This window comes from Candidatus Eisenbacteria bacterium (assembly GCA_016867715.1).
In the GTDB taxonomy this organism is placed as follows: domain Bacteria; phylum Orphanbacterota; class Orphanbacteria; order Orphanbacterales; family Orphanbacteraceae; genus VGIW01.
The window spans coordinates 20,667-43,745 of the sequence record VGIW01000016.1; the positions used below are offsets into that span (position 1 = coordinate 20,667).

At 66.1% G+C, this 23,079-nt stretch carries 11 protein-coding genes; 5 read left to right on the plus strand and 6 right to left on the minus strand.

Translation table 11 applies throughout. The features are described 5' to 3' along the window. Nucleotides 1-131: 131 nt before the first annotated feature. Nucleotides 132-1,667 carry a hypothetical protein gene (locus FJY73_05010; protein MBM3320017.1) on the plus strand — a complete coding sequence of 512 codons (1,536 nt, stop codon included), beginning with the start codon at nucleotides 132-134 and terminating at the stop codon, nucleotides 1,665-1,667. Nucleotides 1,668-1,910: 243 nt separating this feature from the next. Further along, nucleotides 1,911-4,310: an ATP-binding protein gene (locus FJY73_05015; protein MBM3320018.1), complete on the plus strand. Its 2,400-nt coding sequence runs from the start codon at nucleotides 1,911-1,913 to the stop codon at nucleotides 4,308-4,310. A gap of 98 nt (nucleotides 4,311-4,408) precedes the next feature. On the opposite strand, the gene FJY73_05020 is transcribed toward FJY73_05015, so the two are convergent. Then, nucleotides 4,409-6,997: an immune inhibitor A gene (locus FJY73_05020; protein MBM3320019.1), complete on the minus strand. Its 2,589-nt coding sequence runs from the start codon at nucleotides 6,995-6,997 to the stop codon at nucleotides 4,409-4,411. Between the two features lie 88 nt (nucleotides 6,998-7,085). After that, nucleotides 7,086-11,864: a proprotein convertase P-domain-containing protein gene (locus FJY73_05025; GenBank protein ID MBM3320020.1), complete on the minus strand. Its 4,779-nt coding sequence runs from the start codon at nucleotides 11,862-11,864 to the stop codon at nucleotides 7,086-7,088. 635 nt (nucleotides 11,865-12,499) lie between these two features. Between FJY73_05025 and FJY73_05030 the strand changes: the two genes are divergently transcribed. From FJY73_05030 to FJY73_05040, 3 genes are read left to right on the plus strand one after another with little or no spacing between them, the layout of a single operon-like run. Then, nucleotides 12,500-15,382, plus strand: coding sequence for a choice-of-anchor D domain-containing protein (locus tag FJY73_05030; protein MBM3320021.1), 2,883 nt, complete (start codon nucleotides 12,500-12,502; stop codon nucleotides 15,380-15,382). Nucleotides 15,383-15,406: 24 nt separating this feature from the next. Then, nucleotides 15,407-17,680, plus strand: a complete 2,274-nt coding sequence (locus tag FJY73_05035; GenBank protein ID MBM3320022.1) for a hypothetical protein — start codon at nucleotides 15,407-15,409, stop codon at nucleotides 17,678-17,680. A gap of 42 nt (nucleotides 17,681-17,722) precedes the next feature. Then, nucleotides 17,723-18,487: a PEGA domain-containing protein gene (locus FJY73_05040; protein ID MBM3320023.1), complete on the plus strand. Its 765-nt coding sequence runs from the start codon at nucleotides 17,723-17,725 to the stop codon at nucleotides 18,485-18,487. A gap of 113 nt (nucleotides 18,488-18,600) precedes the next feature. Here FJY73_05040 and FJY73_05045 read toward each other — a convergent pair whose 3' ends face one another. From FJY73_05045 to FJY73_05060, 4 genes are all read right to left on the minus strand, one after another. Then, nucleotides 18,601-20,544 (minus strand): serine/threonine protein kinase, encoded by a 1,944-nt coding sequence (locus FJY73_05045; GenBank protein MBM3320024.1) that lies wholly within the window; start codon nucleotides 20,542-20,544, stop codon nucleotides 18,601-18,603. A gap of 227 nt (nucleotides 20,545-20,771) precedes the next feature. Next, a complete protein-coding gene (locus tag FJY73_05050; GenBank protein MBM3320025.1) occupies nucleotides 20,772-21,671 on the minus strand; it encodes a homocysteine S-methyltransferase family protein in 900 nt (299 codons plus the stop codon). After that, on the minus strand, nucleotides 21,668-22,312 hold the full coding sequence (locus tag FJY73_05055; protein MBM3320026.1) for a corrinoid protein: 645 nt from the start codon (nucleotides 22,310-22,312) through the stop codon (nucleotides 21,668-21,670). The genes FJY73_05050 and FJY73_05055 overlap by 4 nt, the downstream gene beginning before the upstream one ends. A 61-nt stretch (nucleotides 22,313-22,373) precedes the next feature. Further along, the gene (locus FJY73_05060) at nucleotides 22,374-23,078 is read right to left on the minus strand and encodes a hypothetical protein (protein MBM3320027.1); all 705 of its coding nucleotides are present in this window, start codon (nucleotides 23,076-23,078) and stop codon (nucleotides 22,374-22,376) included. Nucleotide 23,079 lies beyond the last annotated feature (1 nt).

The window sequence follows — 23,079 nt, forward strand, 5'->3', positions numbered from 1 at the left end:
ACCATTCTCGCGTGATGGGGAACGAACAGCGTTGGCCCTGCCGCCCGGCTCGAGGTGCCGACGACTTGGGGAGAGCGTGCTCTATCAGTCGAGGGGTCCTGTTCCGACGACTCGGAAGGAGGAATGAGCCGATGAAGAGAGGAAGCACAAGCCCGACCATTCGCGGAGCGCTCGCGCCGCTCGCTCTGCTCGCCGCGTTTGGCTGGATCGGAGCGGCGGCGGAGCCGGTGGAGACCAAGGTCCTGGCCTCGGACGCCGCTTTCGGCGACCGGTTCGGAAGCGGGGTCGCGATCTCCGGCGCCTACGCGCTGATCGGCGCGCAGGCGGATGACGACCTCGGCGGGGACGCCGGAGCCGCGTACATTTTCGACCTTTCGAGCGCGACGGAGATCCGCAAGATCCACGCTTCCGACGGCGCCGGGGGGGACTACTTCGGCGTCGAGGTCGCGGCTTGGGGAGACCGGGCTTTGATCGGGGCGCTTCGTGACGATCATGCCGCGACCGATGCCGGGTCCGCGTACATCTTCGACCTCGCGGACGGGACGGAGCTCCACAAGCTGGTCGCCTCGGACGCGGCGGTGGACGACTGGTTCGGCTGCGCGGTCGCCCTCTCGGACGCGTACGCTCTAGTCGGCGCGTACAAGTACAACCAGAGCTCCACAATCTACGACAGCGGCGCGGCCTACCTCTTCGACGCCGCGACCGGCGCGCAGATCCGCAAGCTGACCGCCTCGGACGCGGGGAAGCAGGACTGGTACGGCTACGCGGTCGCGGTCTCGGACGCCTATGCGGTGGTGGGCGCCCCCAACTGGGACGGGATCGGGACGACCCATACCGACTGCGGGGCGGTCTACGTCTACGACCCCGCCACAGGGCAGGAGCTGTGGAAGCTGACGACGGTCGATCAGGGAGGATATGACCGCTTCGGCAACGCGCTCGCCATTCAGGGGGATCTCCTGCTCGTCGGGTGCTACTGGGACTCGAACGACGGAGGGGGCGACGCGGGCGCCGCCTATCTGTTCGATCTCACCACCGGGGAGCAGCTCCTCGAGATCTTCGCGGCGGAGCCGGAGGGGGGCGGCGACTGGTTCGGCGCGGCGGTCGCGCTGTCGGACGGCTACGCGGTGATCGGCGCGCCGCAGCAGGGGTACGGCACCGAGCTCGAGGGGTTCGCGTGCGTGGTCGACCTCGCGACGGGGGAGGAGGTTGAGCGCCTCGCCGCGTCGGACGGCTACCTGGACGACAACTTCGGGGCCGCGGTCGCGATCCAAGGGCCGGTCGCTCTCGTCGCGGCCGACATGAACGACGACAACGGAACGAACTCCGGCTCCTCGTACTTCTATGAGCCGGTGACGCCCGCGACCGGCGCGGCGGAGGGGGTCGTTCCGCGAAGCCTCGTCCTCCAAAACCGCCCGAACCCGTTCAACCCGGCGACCGAAATCCTCCTCACGCTCCCCTTCGACAGCCCAGTTCGGCTCGAGGTCCGGGACGCGCGCGGACGGCACGTGCGCACCCTCCTTCCGGGAGACCGCGTCCCTGCGGGCGATGTGCGCGCGGTATGGGACGGCACGGACGAGAGGGGCGCACCGGTCCCGAGCGGCGTCTACTTCTATCAGGCGGAGGCGACGAATCTTCGAGCCGCCGGAAAGATGATTCTTATAAAATAGAGAAGCGAGCAGATTCGGCATGAAAGACCGTGGGCCCCTCGAACGAGGGGCCTTCTTCTCATCCGTCCGTGGGGGGCTGCGGAACCCGCCGAAACGGCCACGTGGAGGAAAGACCGCGCTCGGGGTCCGCGGACACGAGGAAGGAGCGCCCGCGCCGCGCGCGCGCGATTGCGGACGGCGCGGCAACGCTGCTATTGTGGAGCCGTGCGATCCGGGGCGCGAGAGGATCGCGAGGAGGGAGCCGTGCAATCGTACGAGAAGCTGGGAGCCTTCTACCTGGGAAGAACCGTCGATCCCGAAACCGGCCGCACGGGCGAGCCCCTTCTGTACGATTCGCGCGATCTCACGACGCACGCGGTTTGCGTCGGCATGACGGGGAGCGGGAAGACCGGGCTCTGCCTCTCGCTCATCGAGGAGGCGGCGATCGACGGCATACCCGTTCTCGCGATCGATCCGAAGGGGGATCTCGGGAATCTTCTGCTCTCGTTTCCTGAGCTTTGTGCCTCGGACTTCGAGCCGTGGGTGGACGAAGGAGAAGCGCGGCGGAAGGGTCTTTCGAGCGCCGCCTACGCCGAGCAGGTCGCGGCCATGTGGAGAGAGGGCCTCGCCCAGTGGGATCAGGACGGGGCGCGCATCGCACGCTTCCGGGACTTGGCGGAGCGCGCGATCTACACGCCGGGGAGCCGCGCGGGATTTTCGGTGAGCGTTCTTCGCTCGCTTGCCGCCCCGCCCCCCGCTCTCGTCTCGAACGCCGAGGCGGTCGTCGAACGGGTCCAGGCGACCGTTTCCGGTCTTCTCGCGCTCGTCGGCATCTCCGCCGATCCGATGCGAAGCCGCGAGCACATCCTCCTCTCGCACATTCTGCAGCGCGCGTGGAATGAAGGGCGAAGCATCGAGCTCTCGACGCTCATCCGCGAGATCGGCTCTCCGCCCTTCGAGAGGGTCGGCGTTCTCGACGTCGAGACGTTCTTCCCGTCGAAGGAACGCTTCGACCTCGCGCTCGGCCTGAACAACCTCCTCGCCTCGCCCGGCTTCGCCGCGTGGATGGACGGGGATCCGCTCGACATTCCGCGCCTTCTCTGGACTCCGGAGGGGAAGCCGCGCATCGCGATCTTCTCGCTCGCGCACCTTCCGGACCCGCAGCGAATGTTCTTCGCGACGATTCTTCTCGGCGAGCTTCTTGCGTGGATCCGCACGCAGCCGGGGACATCTTCGCTCCGTGCGATCCTTTACATGGATGAGGTCTTCGGCTACTTTCCGCCGACCGCGAACCCGCCGTCGAAGACGCCGATGCTCACCCTTCTCAAACAGGCGCGCGCGTTCGGCCTCGGGTGCGTGCTCGCGACGCAGAACCCGGTCGATCTGGATTACAAAGGCCTCTCGAACGCAGGGACCTGGTTCCTCGGGCGCCTGCAAACCGAGCGCGACAAGGAGAAGGTCCTCGACGGCTTGGAGGGGGCGACGGGCGCATCGGGCGGCTTGGACCGCGCGGCGATCGACAGAACGCTCTCCTCGCTCAAGAGCCGCGTCTTTCTCATGAACAACGTGCACGAGGATCGGCCGGTCGTCTTTCAGTCCCGATGGGCGCTCTCCTACTTGAGGGGCCCTCTCTCCCGAGTCGAGATCGAAAGGTTGATGCGCGAACGAAAAGCTCCGCTTGCCCCGCCGGCTCCCGCGCCCGATACCGAACCGAGACCGCCGCGGGCCGCGCGGGCCGAGACCGTCGTTTCCGAGGAAAGCCGTCCGGTGCTCGGTCCGGGCATTCAGGACTTCTTTCTCGCCGCCGCCCGCCCGCTCGCGGAAGAGGAGAGCTTCGTCTATCGACCCGCGCTCCTCGGAACGGCGAGGGTTCATTTCGTGTCGAAACGCGAAGGGGTCGATCAGTGGCGGGAGGTCGCGCGCCTCGCGCCACTCGGTGGGAGCCCGGAGGATCCTTGGGCGCTTTCCGAGGCGATCGCGATCGACGAGGCGGAACTCCATAAGGAACCGGATCCGCGGGGGCGCTTCGCTCCGCTCCCCGCCGAGGCCGCCTCTCCGAAGAGCTACCCCCCCTGGACGCGAGCCCTTGCGGATTTCCTCTATCGTTCGGAAACCTGCGCGGTGTGGAGAAGCGCGGCGTTCGGCGCGGTCTCCTCTCCGGAGGAGACGGAGCGCGACTTCCGCGCGCGCCTCGCGCAGACGGCGCGCGAGAAGAGGGACGCGGAGGTCGAGAAGCTTCGCGCGCGCTACGCTCCCAGGCTCGCGCAGCTCGAGGAGAGGATCCGCGCGGCCGAGGAGAGGGTGAAGCGCGAGGAATCGCAATACAAGAGCCAGAGAACGCAAAGCGCGATCTCCTTCGGCGCGACGCTTCTCGGCGCGATGCTCGGACGGAAGATCGTGAGCGCCGGGAACGTGGGGCGCGCGACGACCGCCGCCCGCGGGATCGGGCGCGCCGCGCGCGAGAAAGGGGATGTCGCGCGCGCGATGGAAAGCCGGGAGGCTCTCCTCGAAAAGCTGGCCGCGCTCGAGAAGGAGTTCGAGGCGGAGACGGCGCGGCTTCAAGAGGCGATCGACCCCGCGGCGCTCGAGATCGAGAAGACCGAGATCCGCTCGCGCAAGGCGGACATGTCCTCGCCGGTCGTCCGGCTCGTCTGGGTCCCGTAGTCCGGGGGGCGCTCTACCGATATCACGAGACACGGGACGGTGCGCGCGCCGCCCCGCTCACAGAAGCAATGAAATCGGTAAGGTGTCCCCCCGGACTCCTACCGAACCAACGTCATCTTGCGCGTCTCGCCCTTGCCGTCCGCCGTCATGCGGAAGAGATAGACGCCGGAGGAGACCGCCTCGCCCCGGTCGTTTCTCCCATCCCAAGAAATCGCATGCGCGCCCGCTCCGAGACGCTCGGAGGAAAGCAGCGTCCGCACGAGACGCCCCGCGGGATCGTAGACGAGAAGGTCTACGGCGAAGTCCGTCGCGAGGTCGAAGCGGATCGACGTCGCCGGGTTGAACGGGTTCGGGACGTTCCCGAGGAGATGCGTGGCGGCCGGAGGCGCGCCCGCGACGCCGACGATCACCTGAACTCCCTTGATGACGAAGTCGTCGAAGTAGAAACCGTCTTTCTGCGTCGATCCGTCGGAAAGAAGAACGAACCGGAACCGGACGTCCGACGCCGTTTGCCAGGGCGAGAGATCGACGCGGTTCTCGACCCACGCCGTCTGCGTCCCCTCGAAGACCGGCGACCCGCTCGGCTTCTGCTTCCCCTGGCCGCTGGCGGGCTGCGTGTAGTTCGTTGCGATCGAGGTCCATGTCGAACCGCCGTTCGTCGAGATCTGCAGCTTCACGCAGTCCCAGTTCAGCTCGATCACCCACTTGGCCCAGAAAGAGAGCGAGCAGCTCTCCGCGGACGAGAGGTCGACGGAGTACGCCATCGTCGTGACCGAGCTGTCGTTCGCCGGGTAATTCCCCCCGGGGCTGTCGGTCATCGAATGGGACGGCGTATGGCTCGACTCGGTCGTGAGGGCCCAGTCCCCGGTCCACTTCGCGGCGCCGCCCTCGAAATCATCCTGGAAGAGAATCGCCTCTTGAACGATGCCGAGAAGGAAGTCCTCCGTTTCCGACGGCTCATCCACGGCGACGACGCGCTCTTCGGTCGTGTGCCCGGTCGCGGAGACGCGGAACTTGTACTCCCCGTACATGAGGTTCACCGTGTAATAGCCGCCGTTCGCGGCGCTCGACTGGACCGTGGCGACGTACTGGTTCCCCGGATAGGTGCGGATCTCGATCGAGGCGGTGAGGCCGGCGCCGCTCCCCACCTCGCGCACGTACCCCGAGACGTCGCCGTAGGCGATCGGATCGAGCACGACGTTAAAGACCGCCGGCGTTCCCCAAACGACCGAGACGCCGTAGTAGGTCTTCGTGATGTAGCCGGCGGCGGCGAACGAGATGTCGTACGTCCCTGTGTCGAGGAGTTTATAGTAGTCGCCGAAATCGGGATCGGTGAAGACCCGCTTGGTGATTCCTGCGACCGTGATCTCCGCGTTGAGCGGGAGCCCGGTGTCCGATCCGGTCACGATTCCGTTCACGCAGTAGCGGGCCGACTTGATGAAGTGAATGAAGCTCTGTTTGTTGTCGATCGTCCAGAGCGAGTCAAGCGCGCTCGCCGGCGGCTGGAACGAGTTGCTGTACTCGATCGTGACGTCGATCGCGCCGGTCTCGTGGTACGACCAGTCCTGCAAGCTTCCCTTCACGACGTACCATTGAGCGCCGTTCGTGATCCCCTGCGGGAAGGAGCCGTTGTACATCGGCAGGTTGTAAGTCGAGTACTCGAGGCTCATCTTGATGATCGCGTTGTTGTCGGGGGCGAGCGTGTAGGTGTAGTCCCAAGGATAGTTCACGACCAGCGCCCCGCTGTGACCGTTCTCGCTGATCACGAAGTGATGGTCGTAGCCGTAGTTCTTGAAATGGATCGTTTCGATCTGCTCGGTGTAGGTGCCGTCGTCGCCGATCGATCCGTCGGGGACCGGGAAGTTCCGATTGAGGTCGACGCCGTTCGCGTTGTTGCGCGTGCCGGCGACGCGGCCGTCCGGGTTGATGCACGGGATGATGTGCAGCTCGAAGTTGTTCACAAGAAACGTCGCGTCCGCATCGGTCCCATACTCGTTCGTGAGAAACTCGACCAGATAGAGGAGCATTTCAAGCCCCGGCGGCTCGTTGCCGTGCATCGTGCTCGCGAGGCGAACCTCGGGCTCTGCTTCCTCGCTCCCCACGTTGTCGGAGATTCGAATGCCGTAGATGGGGCGCCCCTGAACGGTGTTCCCGATGATGAAGGTGTCTGCGATCGCCGGATGGTCGATCATCGCCTGATAGAGAATCTGCCCGATCTGCGCATAGGTGTGATAGACGCCACGGTCGCCGAACTTCAGGCGGTCGCCCCCTTCGCGCGCCTGCTCGGCCCACAGCGCCTCCATTTCGCGCCGTACGTGCTGCTCGACGTCGGGGAGTCGCTCGTAAGCGTAGCCCGCCCTCGTGAGCGAGCGCGCCTCGGCATCGGTGACGCGCGTCTCGATCACGAGCCGATAGGCATCCTCCGCCTCGCGCACGATTCGGATGTGTTCCCTGTCGAAATAGGCGATCGGCGCCTCTTTCAGCAAAGCCTCGAGATCCTCGAAGCTCCCGACCTCGAGCCGCACCGGGAAGTCGTCGTACGCGCGGATCTCCCAGAGAGGAAGCCCCACCGCGTCGAAGGGGATCGCGTCCGCCCGCGCGCCGCACGGGAGGGCCGCGAGAAGAACCGCGAACGCGATGACGGTCGCAACAAGCGGGGGAGCTTGTCCGGTCGAATCCTTGCGCATCCTGCTCTCCTTGAAACGGGGAGCGGCTGCCGCGACTCCTCCGCCGCGACAGCCGGCTCTCCCGAAACCTACGAAAGTCCTCGCGCCGCTACTTCACGAGCACCATCTTTCCGGTGAGCGCCTTGCCGGCGGTCTCGAGCCGGTAGAAGTAGACGCCGCTTCCGACCGTCTTCCCTTCGTCGTCGATTCCCATCCACCGTACCTGATAACTCCCGGCTTCCATTCGTCCGGAAAGGAGCGTCGCGACCTTCCGCCCCGAAGGCTCGTAGACGGCGAGCGTGAGCGGAGCCGCTTCCGGCAGATCGAAGAGGATGGTCGTCGCGGGGTTGAACGGGTTCGGGACGTTCCCCTTCAGCGCGAGCGTCTTCGGCACGCCCGGCTTGTCGCCCGCGACGCCGGTCTCGATGCCGTGGGTGATGCGGACGCACCATGTCCGGAGCGTGCCGAGATCGGCCCCGGCATTATCCGACACGTGAATGATCCACCTCTCGCTCATCGGGTCCCCGATAAAGTCGTCGAGATTTCCGGCGGGCGTGAGCTGCGTCGGATACCACCCGTAGATGTTGTCCGCGCTTCCTCCCGTCCGGTTGTGCAGAACCACATTCGTCCCGCCCGGCGAGGTCAGGTTGACGATGAGGTCGCCGATGTACGTGTGAAGAATATCCACGAACACCTCGATGTCGCTCACCGTGGCCGTCTTGGAGACGACGTGGATCGTGTCGCGAACGCCGACCGGGTTCGAGTCCGGAATCGACAGGTTCGGGCTTTCGCAGAAGTCATCCGTCGCGGTCGGCGTGAGGACGAAGTCGATGTCGGTCATGTGCTGCCCGGAGGTGAGCGACACCTCTTCCGCGTCGGTCGCCCAGCCGGTCTTGGTCGCGACGATGTTGTACGTTCCGGCGAAGAGACCGGTCAGCTCGTACGCGCCGGTCGGCCCGGTGTAGACATACCCGCCGTTCGGAACCGCCGAAACCTTGATGCCGGAATGATCCGACTGCCCGGCGAGGATCGCGGTTCCGGAGACGGAGCAGTTGCCGAACTCCGGCGTGATGAGCCAGTTCACCGCGTTCTCGAGAAGGAGCGGGCGAACCGCGGCGTCCATCGTGGAGTAGTTGAAGCAGAAGAAGACGATCTGGCCGCCCTCGGGAGCCGGGTTCGTGTCGTACACGATGATGCTCGCGTCGGTCGGGTAGGTCGACCAAGACGCGACCCTGCGCGCGTCGGGGTTCGGAACCATCGCGTCCTGATCCCCGTAGCCCGAGTAGCTCATCGTGATCGTCCCGGTGATGGCGTTCGGCACGCTCATCACGTAATGCGTCGGATCGGAGACCGTCACGTTGCCGCTCTGGTCGTGGTTCCAGTCGTTCGAGTGAAGGACGTTCGTCGCGAACGTCGGATAGGCAGGATACGACGCCGCGTCGTATCCGATCTCGCCCCCCTCGACGAGGATGTGTCCGCCGGCGAGGACGTAGCTCTCGATGTTCGAGCGGAGCGCCGCGCTCGTGATTGGCGAGACGTTGCTCCCCGTCGTGAGGATAAGCAGGTCGTAGTTCGGCCACGTCCCCGGATCGCTTGCGGTCGCCGCTTCGAGAGTCACCGAGTAGCCGATGTCCTCGAGGTCCGCCACGATGTCGGCGGCCGCCTTGCAGTCGTCGGAAAGATAGCCGTCGGCGATCATCGCTCCCGCCTTCTCCTCGGTCTTGGGCGGGTTGTACGCCCCCTTCGCCCCGTCGTTCAGCACGAGGATATCGCCCACGGTGGGCTCGAGAACGAAGTCCTTCTCGACGAGCGGCTCGTCAATCGTGATGCCGATCGTGAGCGTCTTGTGGCGGAACGCCTTCACGACCACCGTGTAATCGAAATACGGGAGGGACGAGGTGGTGTACGCGCCGGTCATCGAGTCGCTCACGGTCTGCGTGTAGAGCGACATGTTGTCGCTTCGGTACACCTTCACGCTCGCAAGGAGAGGATCTTCGGACACCTCGTCCGTGATGATGCCCGTGAGAACGCCGCTCGGCGCCGCAGCGAGGTCGATGTTGTACGTGTTCGCCCCATAGTTCACGAACATCGTGTCTTGGTAGTGCAGGTAGCCGAAGAAGTCGACCGTCACGATGTACGGCGCGACGAGGATCTCCTCGCCGACGGTGTAGTTCCCGAGCGAGTTCGCGGTGGCGCTCCACTTCTCGGCCATGTCCATGTCGAAGCCCTTGACCACCGCGCCGACGGCCGGCGATCCGGCGGCGTCGACGTGCCCGGCAAGCGTTCCGTACGCCTCGATAATCGGGAAGGTTTCTGTGTAAACATTAAATCCGCTGATCGCGATCGCGCCGGTGACGGCTCCCGCGGTGCTCGGCGTGATCTCCATCGTCGTTTCCGCCGTCTGGAGCTCCGTTCCGTCGGGAAGAATCGCGAAGAGCGTCGTCGTCCAGTGCCCGCCCACGCTCATGTGGAGAACGCCGGGCAGGTTCAGCGCGAATGTGTCCGAGAGGCCGATCTCCGTGGTCACCCAAAGATTCGGGTTCGTCATCGTCCCGGCGAGAACGACGATCGGCTCGCGGAAGAGGTTCCAGGTTTCCGCGGGATCCTTGCCGATGATGTCGAGCGACGGGCCGTACGGGTAGTTCACAGTGAGCGTGCAGACACCCGCGGCGTTCGTCGCGACCGGGGTCGTCTGGTAACCGAGGCCGTCCGCCCAAACGTCGATCCCCGGCTTGGGCGTGATGCCGTCCGCCTCGAGAACCGTGACGACGATCTCGGTTTCGACCGCCGCATGGATCGTGTCCGGATCGATTAGGATCGTGGCCGGCACGATCACCGGGATATCGGTGATGTACGGTTCCTTGTTCTGCATCGTCACGACGAGCCGCGCGGTGCCGGGCGTCAGGAGATCCCAGAGATCCATCACGAGCGATCCGCTCTCATCCACGGTTCCCGCGCCGACGATCGCGCCGTTCTGTGTGAGGCCGCAGTAGCTACCGGGAGCCGCGTCGACCGCGACCGACGGCGAGGTCGTGTAGAGAATCGGGAGATGAGAGACGGCGTTCTCGGTCGGCACGCCGAGATACGTGGAGAGCGACGGATCGCCCATCAGGTTGTAGATGTTCCAGTAGTACGTGATCCGCGAGGACCCGGACTGCATGACGGCGAGGTTGCCGCAGAAGATGATCGCGTCGTTCGTCACGTACCAATTGCTCATCGGCTCGCCGTGGTCGTGGAAGAGGCCGTCGTAGGCGCCCATGCCGAAGTTCTCGTACACGGGGTACTGCACGACGGTGCCGTAGCCGACCCCCCACCAGTAGTCCTCGTTCCAGTAGGTCGAGTTGCTCCCGCCGATGTAGCCGATCGCGCCCTTGTTCGCCTCGCGGAGCCACGTCTCGGCGAAGCACTCGCTGATCTGGTAGCTGCTCGTGAGGCAGCAGTTGCCGACCGCCAAGCAGTACTCGCCGTTGTTCTGGAGGCCGCGGATGTTGGCTTGCGTGAAGGACGGGTCGGACCAGGAGGTCGTGCTCCCGTGCGCGGTGTAGTTCACGTAGGAGCAGCCGTTCGATACTTCCTGGACGATCTGCGCGGCCTGGCCCCCCGACTGCGGATAGAGGTGCGTGTGGCTCAGGATGCCGTGCGCCGAGTTGAAGTAGTGCGTCGTTCCGTAGTTGATCTGGCCGTTCGCCCAAACTTGGCCGTACGAGGCGTCCATGCCGGCGATCATCACGACCTCGCCGAGATAGGCCGGGTTCGGCATGGTGAACTGGTCGTACATCATCGTCTTGTCGAGAATCGCCTGAAGCTGCGACGTGTTCGTGGCGGAGAAGCGTCCGTAGTAGATCTCGGGCGCGATGTCGCCGGTGATCTCGCAGTAAGGCCGGTCGGTCGCGTCGCCGCTCATCGTGAAGGTCGGGCACTGCTCGACGTCGCCGACGAAGAGAACGAAACTCGGAGCGGGCCTCTCGGGGGTCGGGTTGTTATAGAGACCGCGGATGTACGATTGGATCGACGTCGTCGTGGTCCCGACCTCAGGCGTGCCGATCACGCCGACGACCGTCACGAAGCCGCGCTCGGTCTTCCAAGCGACGAAGTCCTGCAGGGTCGCCTCGAACTGCGCGGGCGTGATGATGACGTAGGTCACGACATCGCGAACGAGATCCGGATGGTCGTCGTGGGGAGTGCGCGTCTGGTAGCCGGCGACCTGTCCATAGACCGGCTCGAAGAACGGGCTCCAGAGACGCGCCTTGAGAGCGTCGCCTTCTGCGTGGTCCGCGCCATCGAAGACCACTCGGAACTCGATCGCCTCGTGCACAACGATCTCGCCGCGCTCTGGGAAGTACTCGACCGGCGAGACCTCGACCCGTCCGATGCGAACGGCGCGGAGCATGCCGAGATCCTCGGTCCGGACGAGATCCTGGGCCACGCGCTCGACGGAGTAGCTTCCTTCGTTGAACGCGAAGGGAACGTTCGCGGGGTCCTCGCTCTTCGACAAGCTCGGCTGCGCCGGCAAAATGCGGTGCAGGATTCCGAAATCCGCCAGGCGGATCGTGCGGCTCTCGACGGACACGACCTCGACGCGGGGCGAGGCGCCGTACGGAATCTCGATCAGCCGGTTCATCATCGGCAGCTCCGGCTCGCCGACCTTCTTCGAGGAGTGGAATCCGGTGATCAGCAGCTGCGTGAAGGTTCCTTCCGGAGTCTCCACGTCGAGACCGGAGAGCTCGCCGATCTCCACGCGGAACCGGAACTCGTCGCGCGTCTGCTCGACAAGAGCCAGCGCAGATTCCTCTGCCGCGAGCGGGATCGGGTGAACGGCCGCGGCGGCCGCGCTCGCGCCGATAAGGGCGAGCAGCACTCCGAGCATCAGACTATTACGGAGACGCATCGTTCTTCCCCTCCAAAGGAAGCAAGGTGACCCAACTCCCTCCGCCGTTGGAAGCGGAGGTGCCCATCATGCGCGGGTGGGGAGACAACTCGGGACGCATGAAGAAACCGCGCGTCCTCCCTGACGCCGCGGTTCCCTCGAGCGCCGATCGTTCGCAACGCCGATGGGGTTCCCTTCTTTTCGGAACAATTCTACCACACCTCTGCCGCGGATTTCTATTTGAAAATCAAGGGGATAGCCCATGTAGGCCGGGGGTGCGAGGAGCCTCGGGGCTCGGCGGTGCCGGGGAAATCCGGGGCGATTCGGGCGCGGCGTCCCCTTGAGGATGGGCGCTCCGGCGCCCCCGTCCCGCGAGCGCATCCCCGTCGGGCCCGCGACCCAGCAGGAAAGACAACTGCAATAAAGTCAACCGGTCGCGCCCGGACTCCCGCCGCCGGCCGCCGAAAGACGCTCTCTTCCCCTCTCGTCCATCCCACCCTCCCGCGTGGCCCAGGCGAAGAAACCGTTCAAAAAGGACGAGGGTCCTGCCGATCCTTTGCGAGAGAGCTTCTGCTCGGTCGTTTGGGTCGCCGCTTCCAGCGAAGCGGATCGAACGAAATGGTCCGGTTCCATCCGGAATTCTCTTGGGGGGCAACATGGGGTCCTCTCGTCGCGCGCTCGGTCCGGCGGTCTTCGCCGTTCTTCTTCTCCTTCTGGGCGCCGCGCCGCCCGGACACACGTACAAGGGAACGCTCGGCGGTTTCGACTCCGGGGGCGGTCTTCTTTCGGGGGGCGTCTACCGATCCGTCGCCTCTCTCGGCTCGCAGACATCCGGAACGAGCGCTTCGAACGCGCACGCCGCGCAGGAGGGCTTTCTTGCCTTCTATGGGCAGCCGATGCTCGGCGCGGACCCGAGCGCGCTCGGCTTCGGGGTCGTCGCCTTGGGCGGATCGCTCGTTCGTTCCGCGACGGTGAGCAACTACGGCGGTGTGTCCCTTCTCCTCTCGGACGTCCGTCTCGCCTCGTCCGGGACGCCCGGGCCCTTCGCGATCGAATCGGGCGGGTCGGACGCGACGATCGCGCCGGGCGGGAGCGTCGTCGTGGGCGTGCGCTTTACCCCCGTCTCGACGCCGCTCCGGCGCGACACGCTTCTCGCGAACACGAACGACCCGGCAGCGCCTCTGTGGCGCCTTCCGCTTTCCGGTTCGGGGCTCGGATCCGCGGGGCCCGTTCTCACGCTCTCAGTCGATTCTCTCGATTTCGGATCGGTGCCGATCGACTCGATGGCGGTCCGGGCTCTCACGATCCGGAACACGGGAGGGGCGACCCTCGATGTCGGCCCGATGACGACGAGCCGCTCCGCGTTCGAGGTAAGCACGGCGGCCCTCACGGTGCCGCCCGGTGGCGCGCACGATCTCAGCGTCTGGTTTGATCCCGACGCGGCCGAGGTCTACCGGGACACGCTCTTCGTTCCGAGCAACGACCCGGCGCACACGGCACCCGCGGTCGTTCTTCTCACGGGGCGCGTCCCGGCGATGCTCGCGATCACCGAGCCCTCGGACAAGCAGCTCTTCTTCGACGCGGCGGAAGACGGACCGGCGCCTCCCGAACAGCCAATCCGCATCCGTAACGAGGGGGCCGAGACGCTTCGCTGGGAAGCCTCTGCGCCGGGCGCCTCTTGGATCGAGATCGAGCCCGACTCGGGGAGCGTTCTTCCCGGGAACTCGACGGCTCTCGACATCGGAGCGCGCCACCAGGGCCTTTCGGCCGGCGAGTACCGCGCGGCGATCCGTCTCGCGAACAAGGAGCGCCCGCTCGCCGTCGACTCGGTCATGATTCTTCTTACGGTTGAACCGTTTTCCATTCAAGTTTCTTGGACTCCGGCGGTCGTCGAGGCGGGCGGGGCGGCGGAGGTTCGCGCGGCGGCGAGCCTCGAGCCCGACTCGGGGCGCGTTTTCTATCGCAAGAGCGGCGCGGGAGTCTTCGAAAGCGTTCGGATGACCGGCGGGACGGGCGGCGCGCTCATCGCGACTCTTTCGGGATCGGTCTTCGACATCCGGGGCCTCGAGAGCTACGTGATGGTGCACGCGGGCGGCCGGACCGTCGTCGACCCGAAGCCGCTCGTGGAAAAGCCGAAGCGCATCGCCGTTCGGTGCAAGCATGTCTCGTCCCCCGCCCTCGCTGCGGGGCAGTACCAGATGGTCTCGATCCCGCTTGCCGCGGAAGGCGCGAGCGTCGCAGACATCCTCGAAGACGATCTCGGGGAGCCGAGCCCCTCCTCCTGGCGTCTCGGAAGATGGTCGCAGGAAGAAGGAAGGTATCGGGAGCATCCGGACGATCTCGGGGCGCCGCTCGACGCGGGCTTTGGCTTCTGGATCATCACGCGGGAAGACAGGAAATTCGGGACAGGCGGTCTTTCCGTTTTCCCTCCCGACGCGGAGCGGCATTTCCCGATTCGTCTCGCCGGAGGGGCCGGAAGCGTCTGGTGGATCCAAATCGGGCATCCGTTCGCCTATCCGGTCTCCTGGTCCGATTGCTTGATCCGCGACGCGGATCGAAGGATCCACACGATGGAGCGCGCGGCGATCCAGGGGCTCGTCGAGAACGCAGCCTATTCTTATGTGTATGAAGGAAATGAAGGGCGCTACGAACACTCCTCGGTCCTCGCGCCGTGGCGCGGGTACTTCGTGAACAACCTCTCTGGCGGCGACCTCGAGCTTCTCGTGCCGATGGAGGAAGCGTCCCCTGCGAAGGCGATTCACGCGCCGACTCCTCTCTCCGCGCGCGAAGGGGAATGGGAGCTTCCCGTGCGCGCCGCCGCGACGACGCGCTCCGCATCGATCCTCGTCGGCGAAAGGAAGGACGCCCGCGACGGATGGGATTCTTTCGACCACTACTTGCCGCCCGCGCCCGACGGAGCGGCGCCCCTTCTCGCGATTCGCGCGTCGGACCGAATGCCGGCCCCGGGCGACCTTTGCGCCGATCTTCGCGCGGTTCGGCCGGGCATCGCCCTGTGGGATCTCGCGGTGCGCTTCGAGGGAGGGAAGGAGACGCGTCTTTCCATCGAGGCGATCGGCGCGCTTCCCGCGGGGTACGCGGCGCTTCTCGAGGACACGAGGACCGGCGCGGTCGCCGCGCTCGAGCGCGGAGCGTCCTACCGCGCCGTTCCGTATCCGGGCGAGGAGCTTCGCCAGATGCGGCTCGCGATCGGCCCCGCCGAGGAGCTCGGCGCGGAAGGATACGAGCTGCTTCTTCCGGAAGCGCGTTTCGCGCTCGAGAGGCCCTTCCCGAACCCGGCAAGGGACGGAACGACGATCCGATTCGCGATTCCCGAAACCGAAAACATCCAGCTTCAACTGTTCAACATCGAAGGGCGGCTCGTTCGCGATCTCGCGAGCGGGAGCCTGGAGGCGGGGGAACACATCGCCTCGTGGGACGGGAAGGACGCCCGAGGGCGCCGGGCGGCGCCGGGCGTCTACTTCTTCCGTCTCGATCGAATGGGAGAAACAAGGACGGCGCGCGTCGTTGTGTTCCGATAGGTAGAAACAGGAAAGGAGTGAGAGATGAGACATAGAAGTTCGATCGTTGCCGGGGCGATGCTCGTGCTCCTTGCGTTCGCGCCGGGGATCGATGCGCAGGTTCCGGCAGTCCTGCACTACCAGGGAGTGCTGACCGACGACGACGGTCTTCCGGTGACGGACACGCTGTCGATGACTGCTCGCTTGTACGCGGACACGACGCTGGCGCCGGTCTGGACCCATACAAACGCGAATGTGCCGGTGATCAACGGTTGGTACGAGCTGGACTTCGATGTGGCCGCTCTCTCCTTCGACACGGCCTACTTTCTCCAGATCGTCGTCGATGGGGCGCCGCTCGGCCCGAAGAAGCGGCTCGCGAGCGCTCCCTACGCGATGCGGAGCGCGAAGACGCGCGTGACCGCGGGAGACGGGCTCGCCGGAACGAGCGACAGCCTCGGCGTGCGGCTCGAGCTTGCCGACCTCGGGGTCTCGACCGCCAAGCTGGCGGTGGGGGCGGTGACGCGCGAGAAGATCGGGGATGATGCGGTGAACGAGGACAAGATCGCGGACCTCTCGATCATCAACGAGAAGATCGCCGACGGCGCGGTGAGCTCGGTCAAGATCGCGCCGGACCAGGTGGTGCGGCACATCAACGGTCTTCGGGACGGCGTGAGTCTTCAAGCAGGGAGCAACGTGACGGTGACCACGCTCGACAGTGTCATCCAGATCTCGGCGACCGCGGGGGGAAGCGGGACCGATTCGGACTGGGAGGTCGTCGGAGCGAACATGTACTCCATCCCCGCGGGGAACGTCGGTGTCGGCACGGCATCTCCGGGCGCGAAGCTCGACGTCTCTGGAGGGGATATACGCACTTCGGGGAAGCTCGTCTCCACGGTCGGGGTCGGAGCGCCGCCTCTCGAAGTCTCGTCGAGCACGATGGTTCCGAACCTAAACGCGAACTTCCTGCAGGGGAAGGACGCGCTCTTCTTCGCGCCCGCATCCCACGACCACGACGCCGGCGCGATCACGAGCGGGACAATCGCGTACGGGCGGCTTCCGGTCGGCACGACCGCCGGCACGGTCTCGGCGGGGAACCACACGCATCCCGGGGGAGACGGCGATTGGACCGTGTCCGGGACCGACATGTACAGCGCGGTCTCGGGCAACGTCGGCATCGGAACGTCGAGCCCGACGCGGAAGCTCGACGTCGTGGGCGGGATGGCGATCGGCGGCGGCGTCTACGCGCGCGACGGGAACGGGGTCGGGTTCCGCGACGACGGGGGCGTTCTCGGCGTCTGGGTGAAGGACGGGGGCGACGTCGGGATCGGAACGAACGCGCCGGAGAAGAAGCTCGACGTGAACGGGGATCTGATGGTGCAGAAGAACCTGTACGTCGGCTCCGAGAGCGGAAGCGACAACGATATGGTCTTTATGGACGACGGAGCCGAGTTCCTCGAGTGGGACAACACCGAGACGCGTTTCGAGCTGACCGACGATCTCGTCATCGAGGGTGTTCTCTCCGCCGGCACGACGAGCCGGAGCCTCGCGCCGGTCGCGTACAACCAGGCCACGAACGCCGCCATGCCCACGCCGACATCCGTGGAGATGAACTCCTCGGGGGATCTCTACGTGCAGTGGGATCTCGAGGTCGGAGACGACGCATACGTGAAGAAGCTTCACGTCGAAAACGGGATGGACGTCGGGCAGGGGATCTCCGTCGGAGATGCGAGCGACTCCGACAACGACACGATCTTCTTCGACCAGAAGGGCGACGAGATCGTCTGGGACAACACACAGGACCGTCTCGAGATTTCGGACGACTTCGCGATCGGCGGCGTGCTCTACGCGGGTTACCCGAGCGGCCTCACGGGCGCGACGCGCGCGTACAACTACTTGGGCCCATCGGGATCGACCCCCTCGTCGGGGGACATGATCAGTCCGGGCGACCTCTTCGTCGGGTACGACTTCGAAGTCGGCCATGACATCTACTACTCGGGTCTTCTCGTCGATCTCAGCCCGGCGCCTCCCTTCACGGGAGGCGGGGGCGAGGCCTTGACCTCCGACCAGGCCAAGCAAGTTCTCGCGGCCCTTCAGCCTCGCGTGATCCGGATGGTCGACACGGAGGAGGGGAAGGAAGGAGAGGAGACCGCGAAGCTCGGTTTCTTCGCCTCCGAGCTCCCCGACCTCGTGACGACGCCGAACAAGAACGGCTACAGACCTCTCGATCTCGTCGCGATCCTCGCGAAGATCGTGCAGGAACAGCAAGCGACGATCGAAGCGCTCGAAGCGCGCGTTAGCGTCCTCGAGGAAGGGCGGTAACAAGCAATGATCGTTGATAGTCGAAGGAACGGAGGTTCCATCATGACTCTCGGACAACGGTCGATGCCTTGTCTCGTTGCGGCCGCCGTCTTCCTTCTTGTCCTGGCAGGCTCGGCAAACGGAGCCTCGGCCGGAGAGGAGACGGCCGCGCTCGATCGAGCGATCGGACATTACTGGGACGGTCTCTTCTCGGATGCGGTCGCCGCGCTCGATCCGCTCGCCGATTCGCTCGAAGGCGAGAAAGAGATTCTCGCTCGCGAGTACCTCGCGCGCTCGCTTGTTCGGCTCGGCGAGGAAGATCGCGGCCGCGAGGCGTTCAAGGCGCTTCTTCGGATCCGTCCCGACTGGAGGCCGGACACGAAGGTCGTCGCCGGCCCCGAGATGAGCGCGTTCGAAGCGGCGCTCGAAGAGTACGAAAACGAGAACCTCGGCGCCCTCAGCGTGCGCACCGATCCGACGCGCGCGAACGTTGTGCTCGACGGCGAGCTCGAGAAGGAGCCGACACCGGTCACGATCGAGCGGATCCCCGCCGGAGAGCATCGGGTTCGGGTCGAGAGGGATGGATACGCGGCGCGGGACACGGTTGTGACGATCGCCGCCGCCGAAATCGCCGCGCTCGACCTTGTCCTCGTTCCGATCGAGGAGCATCGCGGGCCGGCGCCCTTCTGGAAGAAGCGGTGGGTGCAGGTGACGGCGGGGGGTGTGTTCGGCGTGGGCCTCCTGCTCGCGCTCGCCGGAGGCGGCGGGGACGGCGGCGGAGAGACGCCCAGCGATCTCCCCGGTTTCCCGGAGCCCCCGCATCGGTAGCCTGGATCCTGCCCGCGTTTTCTGCTGCGGCTGCGGATCGCGGACTCGCGACGAAGACGCGTGCAGGATCCAGGCTGCCCCGAATGGAGCGGCTGCGGATCGCGGCCTCGTGACTATGGTTCCGTGATTTCCTGAAGCGTGAAGGAAAGCTCGATCATCGCGCCGTCGCGGATCGCCGCCTCGACGATCCCTTCCTCGACCCGGAACCCCTCCTTCTTCACCGTGACGCGATGAAGCCCCGGGGCGATGGGGATTTCTCTCTGCGGGGTCCACTTGTCGGTCGGCGCGTCGTCGATCCAGATCATCGCGGGGATCCGGTTCGTGGTCACCGTGAGAAAGGCGCCCTTCGCTTCCTTCGTGAAGTCGTGCGCGAGGGCGACCGTTTGGTTCGACGGAAGCGCGACCTTGTTCCACGTTTTCGTTCCGTAGAACGGGTTCTCGAGCCGGACGTCGTAGGCGCCGGGCGCGAAGAGGAGCGAGACCGCCGAGACGTTCTCGGCGATCACGCGGCCGTTCACGACGAAGGTCGCGGACGGCTTGGCGGTGATATCGAGCGTTCCGTTCGCGGGCGCTTCGGCGGGAGCTTCCTCGCGGCTCGCCGGCTTCGGCGGGTCGGCGGGAGCGGCCGGAGCGGTGACCGATTCGCTCCGCGGCGCGGAAGCGATCGCCGGCTCGTTCTTCTCGGGTCGGGAGCGTTCCGCGGCGCGCTCTTCGATCGGCGGGGGTTCGTGCCGCGCATTCACGTCGGCCGCCTCTGTCGCCGCCAGTCCAACCGATGCCGCCGCCGCGACGAGAGAAGGATTCCTCTCGCTCGACGAAAGGGGCGATCGCGAGTCGTCCTCGCGCGCGGCGTCCCTTCCGCCGCCGACGAGCCAAGCGCCTCCGGCGGCTAAAACGACGAGAGCCGCGCCGGCGATCGAAAGCGCGCGCGCGCGTCTCCCCGGACTCCGGAGAACGGACGAGAAGCCGCCTTCTCCGCGCGCCCCCCGGCTTCCGCGCGGCGCCTTCTGCGCGCGGAGCTCTTCGAGATGACGGGTGACCTCGTCGTTCTCGGGCGCGAGATAGTGCGCCCGCTCGAACTCCTTGATCGCGTCGTCGATCTTCTCGAGCCCCATGCTCTTGTACTGATACGCGCGGTTCAGGTGCTCCTTGAAACGCCGGACGGAAAGCGTTTTCTTCACCTCGTCCGGTTTCGCCAGATACTCGGCGATGAGATCCGTCCCCCGCGTCACGCCCCAATGATCGATCACCGGCTCGAGGTCTCTTCGGACCGCGTCCGCGCTCTGATAGCGCTTCGCGGGGTCCTTGTGGAGCATCTTCGAGACGATGTGGTGAAGCTCGTCGGTGACGAGGGGGTTCAGGTTGACGAGGGGGAGCGGATCGAGCGTCACGATCGCGTGGATCACGCTCGCCGAGCTGCTCCCCGGAAAGGGACGCCTTCCGCCGAAGATCTCGTAGGCGACCACGCCGAGCGAGAAGATGTCGGAGCGCTCGTCCACGTGCTGGCCGGTCGCGTGCTCCGGCGACATATACGGGACGGTTCCGATCATGGTCTCGTGCACCGTGAGAACCGTCGATTCCTGCGTCTGCTTGGCGAGCCCGAAGTCGGCGATCTTCGGGACGCCGGTCGGCGAGAGCATAATGTTCGCCGGCTTGATGTCGCGGTGGATGATGTGGTGCGCGTGCGCGTGCGCGAGCCCCGCGCACACGTCGTAGAGGACGAGCGTCCCGATCTCGGTCGGGAGCGAGCCGTGCAGCTCGATCCACTTCTTGAGATCCCAACCGTTTACGTATTCCATCGCGATGTACCAGGTATCGTCGGCGAGCCCGTAATCGATGATCTTGACGATGTTCTCGTGGCTCATCGCGGCCGCCGCCTTCGCCTCTCGTTCGAAGCGGGCGACGAACGTCTTGTCCTCGCGAAGATGCTCGTGCATCGTCTTGAGGACAACCGTGCGGCCGAGCGACTTCTGAATCGCCGTGTAGACGGTCGCCATGCCGCCGACGCCGATCTTCTTGACGATCTGGTAGCCGCCGAAATCCTGATTCATAAGCATCCGATCCTTGCGCGGGCGGGCCGGGAACCCCGGGGCGAACGGATCCGCCCCGCCATCCGCCGCGGATCGCGCGGCGCGGAGCGTCCGCGCGATCTAATGTTCGGCCGGGTCCGCAAAGGGCTGAAACGGCGCGTGCGCCCGCCGGGGCGACGCTCGAACCGCAAGCCGTGAAAGCAGTTACGATCTGTGAGCTTCCGGTGTTCTTTCGGGCTCGCCGGTGAGAAGGGTCAGCGTTCGCTTCTTCGCCGCCGGTCGATGAGGCGGCGGAAGGCTTGGACATGCTCGGGCCCGGCGCCGCAGCACCCCCCGAGAATCGACACGCCGAGCGCGAGGAGCTCCTCCCCCTTCTCCTCGAAGAACTCCGGCGTCTCCGGATAGACCGCGGCGCCCTCCTCGATTCGTGGAAGCCCGGCGTTCGGGCGGATGAGAAGCGGGAGCCGCGTATGCCGGCGAAACTCGCGCGCGACGCGCACAAGAATCTCGATCCCGTTTCCGCAGTTCGATCCGACGATGTCGGCGCCCGCCTCCTCCAGTCCGCGCGCCGCCCGCGCGACGTCGATCCCCATCACGGTGAAGAGACCGCGCGGCGTGGCATCGAACGTCATGCTCGCGGAGACCGCCACGCCGGGCGCGACCTCGCGCGCGGCCCGCACCGCAAGCGACGCCTCCACAAGATCCGTCATCGTCTCGATGCAGAAAAGATCGACCCCCTCGGCGGCGAGCGCGCTCATCTGCCGGCGGAAGGAATCGGCGACGAGCCCAGGGTCGGCGTCCCCGTGGGGCTTGAGAAGCCGTCCCGACGGACCGCACGAGGCGGCGACGTACGCGCGGCCCGCGGCAGCCCGGCGCGCGATCCTCACGGCGGTCCGGTTGATCTCCTCCGTCTCGGCTTCGAGGCGGTGCCGCGCGAGACAGAGCGCCGACGCGCCGAAGGTATTCGTCTGAAGAATCTCGGCTCCCGCGTCGAGGAAGGCGCGGCTGATCGCCTCGATGCGCGCCGGCTCCTCGAGGTTCAGCTTCTCGAGCGATGCGCCCGCGGGAACTCCCTCGCGAAGAAGAGAGGTGCCGATCGCGCCGTCCGCGACGAGGCACTCGCCCGCGCGCACGCGGTCGAGAAGAAGCCTCATCGCGCCTTCTCCGCGGTCAGCTCCCTCAAGCGATCGACGGCGTTCGCGGCGTCGTAGGCATAGGCGTCGGCGCCGATCTCGTGGGCGAAGTCGCGGGAGACCGGCGCGCCGCCGATGATCACCAGAAAGCGCTTTCGGAGGCCCCGCTCCTCCAGAAGCTCGATCGTCTTTCGCATGTTCACCATCGTGGTCGTAAGAAGCGCGGACATCCCGATGACCGCCGCTCCCTCCCGCTCCGCCGCCTCGACGAACCGCTCGGGCGCCACATCGTGCCCGAGATCGATCACCTCGAAGCCGGCCCCTTTGAGAAGGATTCCCACGAGGTTCTTGCCGATGTCGTGAAGGTCGCCCTGAACGGAGCCGAGGACGATCGTGCCTCGGGTCGTCGGCCGTTCGGACGCGAGATGCGGCCGGAGCTCTTCCACTCCGGCGACCATCGCCTTCGCGGCGAGAAGAACGTCGGGGAGAAAGATCTCATGAACCCTGAACTTTTCCCCGACGACGTTCATCCCGGCGACGAGCCCTTCGTTTAGGATGCTCGCCGCGGGAAAGCCCGCGGCGGCGGCTTCGCGCACGAGGCGGAGAACGTCGTCGGGCTCGCCCTTCTCGACGCAGGATGCGATTCGCCCCAAGATCTCCATCGACGGCTCCTTTCGCGCTCCGCGGCGCCCGCCGCTCTCGATCGAAGCGGCGCGCGAGGCGCTATTTCTTTTCCGCTCTCGCCCGGCATCCCGGGGCTCGGCATTCGCGGCAGAAAGGATGGTCGGGGGCGAAGACGTGAATCTCAGCGGGTCCCGACACGAGAACACCGGAAACCGATTTGATCGGCCGCATCAAACAACTTGGGCCGAGCGCGATGCCGGCGCCTTCCGGCTTCAAGCGCGCGAAGAGTCTTCTCTGGCCGGTGATGTCCCAGCCGCAGTAGCCGGGACTGTAGGCGAGCGTCTCCGTGCCGGGTCCCGCGTCTCCGCCGGCGGCGAGATACTGGTGATAACGTTCTTCCATGAGCGAGGCGGCGCGGTCGGCCGCGGCCGAAGCGACCGAGTCGAGCATGCCGGCGAGCGCCGGATCGTTCGCTTCGAAGAGACCTTGGATCGCCGAGGAGATCTCCTCGCCGATCGTCGCGGCGAAGAGAGCGAGGCGGCGCGCCCGCGGGGCGATCTTCTCGAGCGGCGCGCCGGGTTCGTTCTTTCCTTCTCCCCGAAAGACGTCGAGGAATTCCTCCGCGGGAATTTCGGCGAGAACCCCCGCGGGTCTCGCGTGCCGGAGGAAGAGCTTCTCCGCCTCCTCGTGAAGCTCCGCGATGCGGGGCGAAGGGGCCGCGCCGCGCGGAATCCCCTGCGCGGCCATCACGTCCTCGGAAGCGGGTCGAAGGAGCGCGGGGCGAAAGACCAGCGACTTTCGCATC

Excerpts from the sequence above, each read along its gene's own strand:
- FJY73_05050 (MBM3320025.1), bottom strand. The coding sequence starts at position 21,671 with ATGAGGCTTCTTCTCGACCGCGTGCGCGCGGGCGAGTGCCTCGTCGCG.
- FJY73_05055 (MBM3320026.1), bottom strand. The coding sequence starts at position 22,312 with ATGGAGATCTTGGGGCGAATCGCATCCTGCGTCGAGAAGGGCGAGCCC.
- FJY73_05030 (MBM3320021.1), top strand. The coding sequence starts at position 12,500 with ATGGGGTCCTCTCGTCGCGCGCTCGGTCCGGCGGTCTTCGCCGTTCTT.
- FJY73_05020 (MBM3320019.1), bottom strand. The coding sequence starts at position 6,997 with ATGCGCAAGGATTCGACCGGACAAGCTCCCCCGCTTGTTGCGACCGTC.
- FJY73_05045 (MBM3320024.1), bottom strand. The coding sequence starts at position 20,544 with ATGCTTATGAATCAGGATTTCGGCGGCTACCAGATCGTCAAGAAGATC.
- FJY73_05040 (MBM3320023.1), top strand. The coding sequence starts at position 17,723 with ATGACTCTCGGACAACGGTCGATGCCTTGTCTCGTTGCGGCCGCCGTC.
- FJY73_05060 (MBM3320027.1), bottom strand. The coding sequence starts at position 23,078 with ATGCGAAAGTCGCTGGTCTTTCGCCCCGCGCTCCTTCGACCCGCTTCC.
- FJY73_05025 (MBM3320020.1), bottom strand. The coding sequence starts at position 11,864 with ATGCGTCTCCGTAATAGTCTGATGCTCGGAGTGCTGCTCGCCCTTATC.
- FJY73_05010 (MBM3320017.1), top strand. The coding sequence starts at position 132 with ATGAAGAGAGGAAGCACAAGCCCGACCATTCGCGGAGCGCTCGCGCCG.
- FJY73_05035 (MBM3320022.1), top strand. The coding sequence starts at position 15,407 with ATGAGACATAGAAGTTCGATCGTTGCCGGGGCGATGCTCGTGCTCCTT.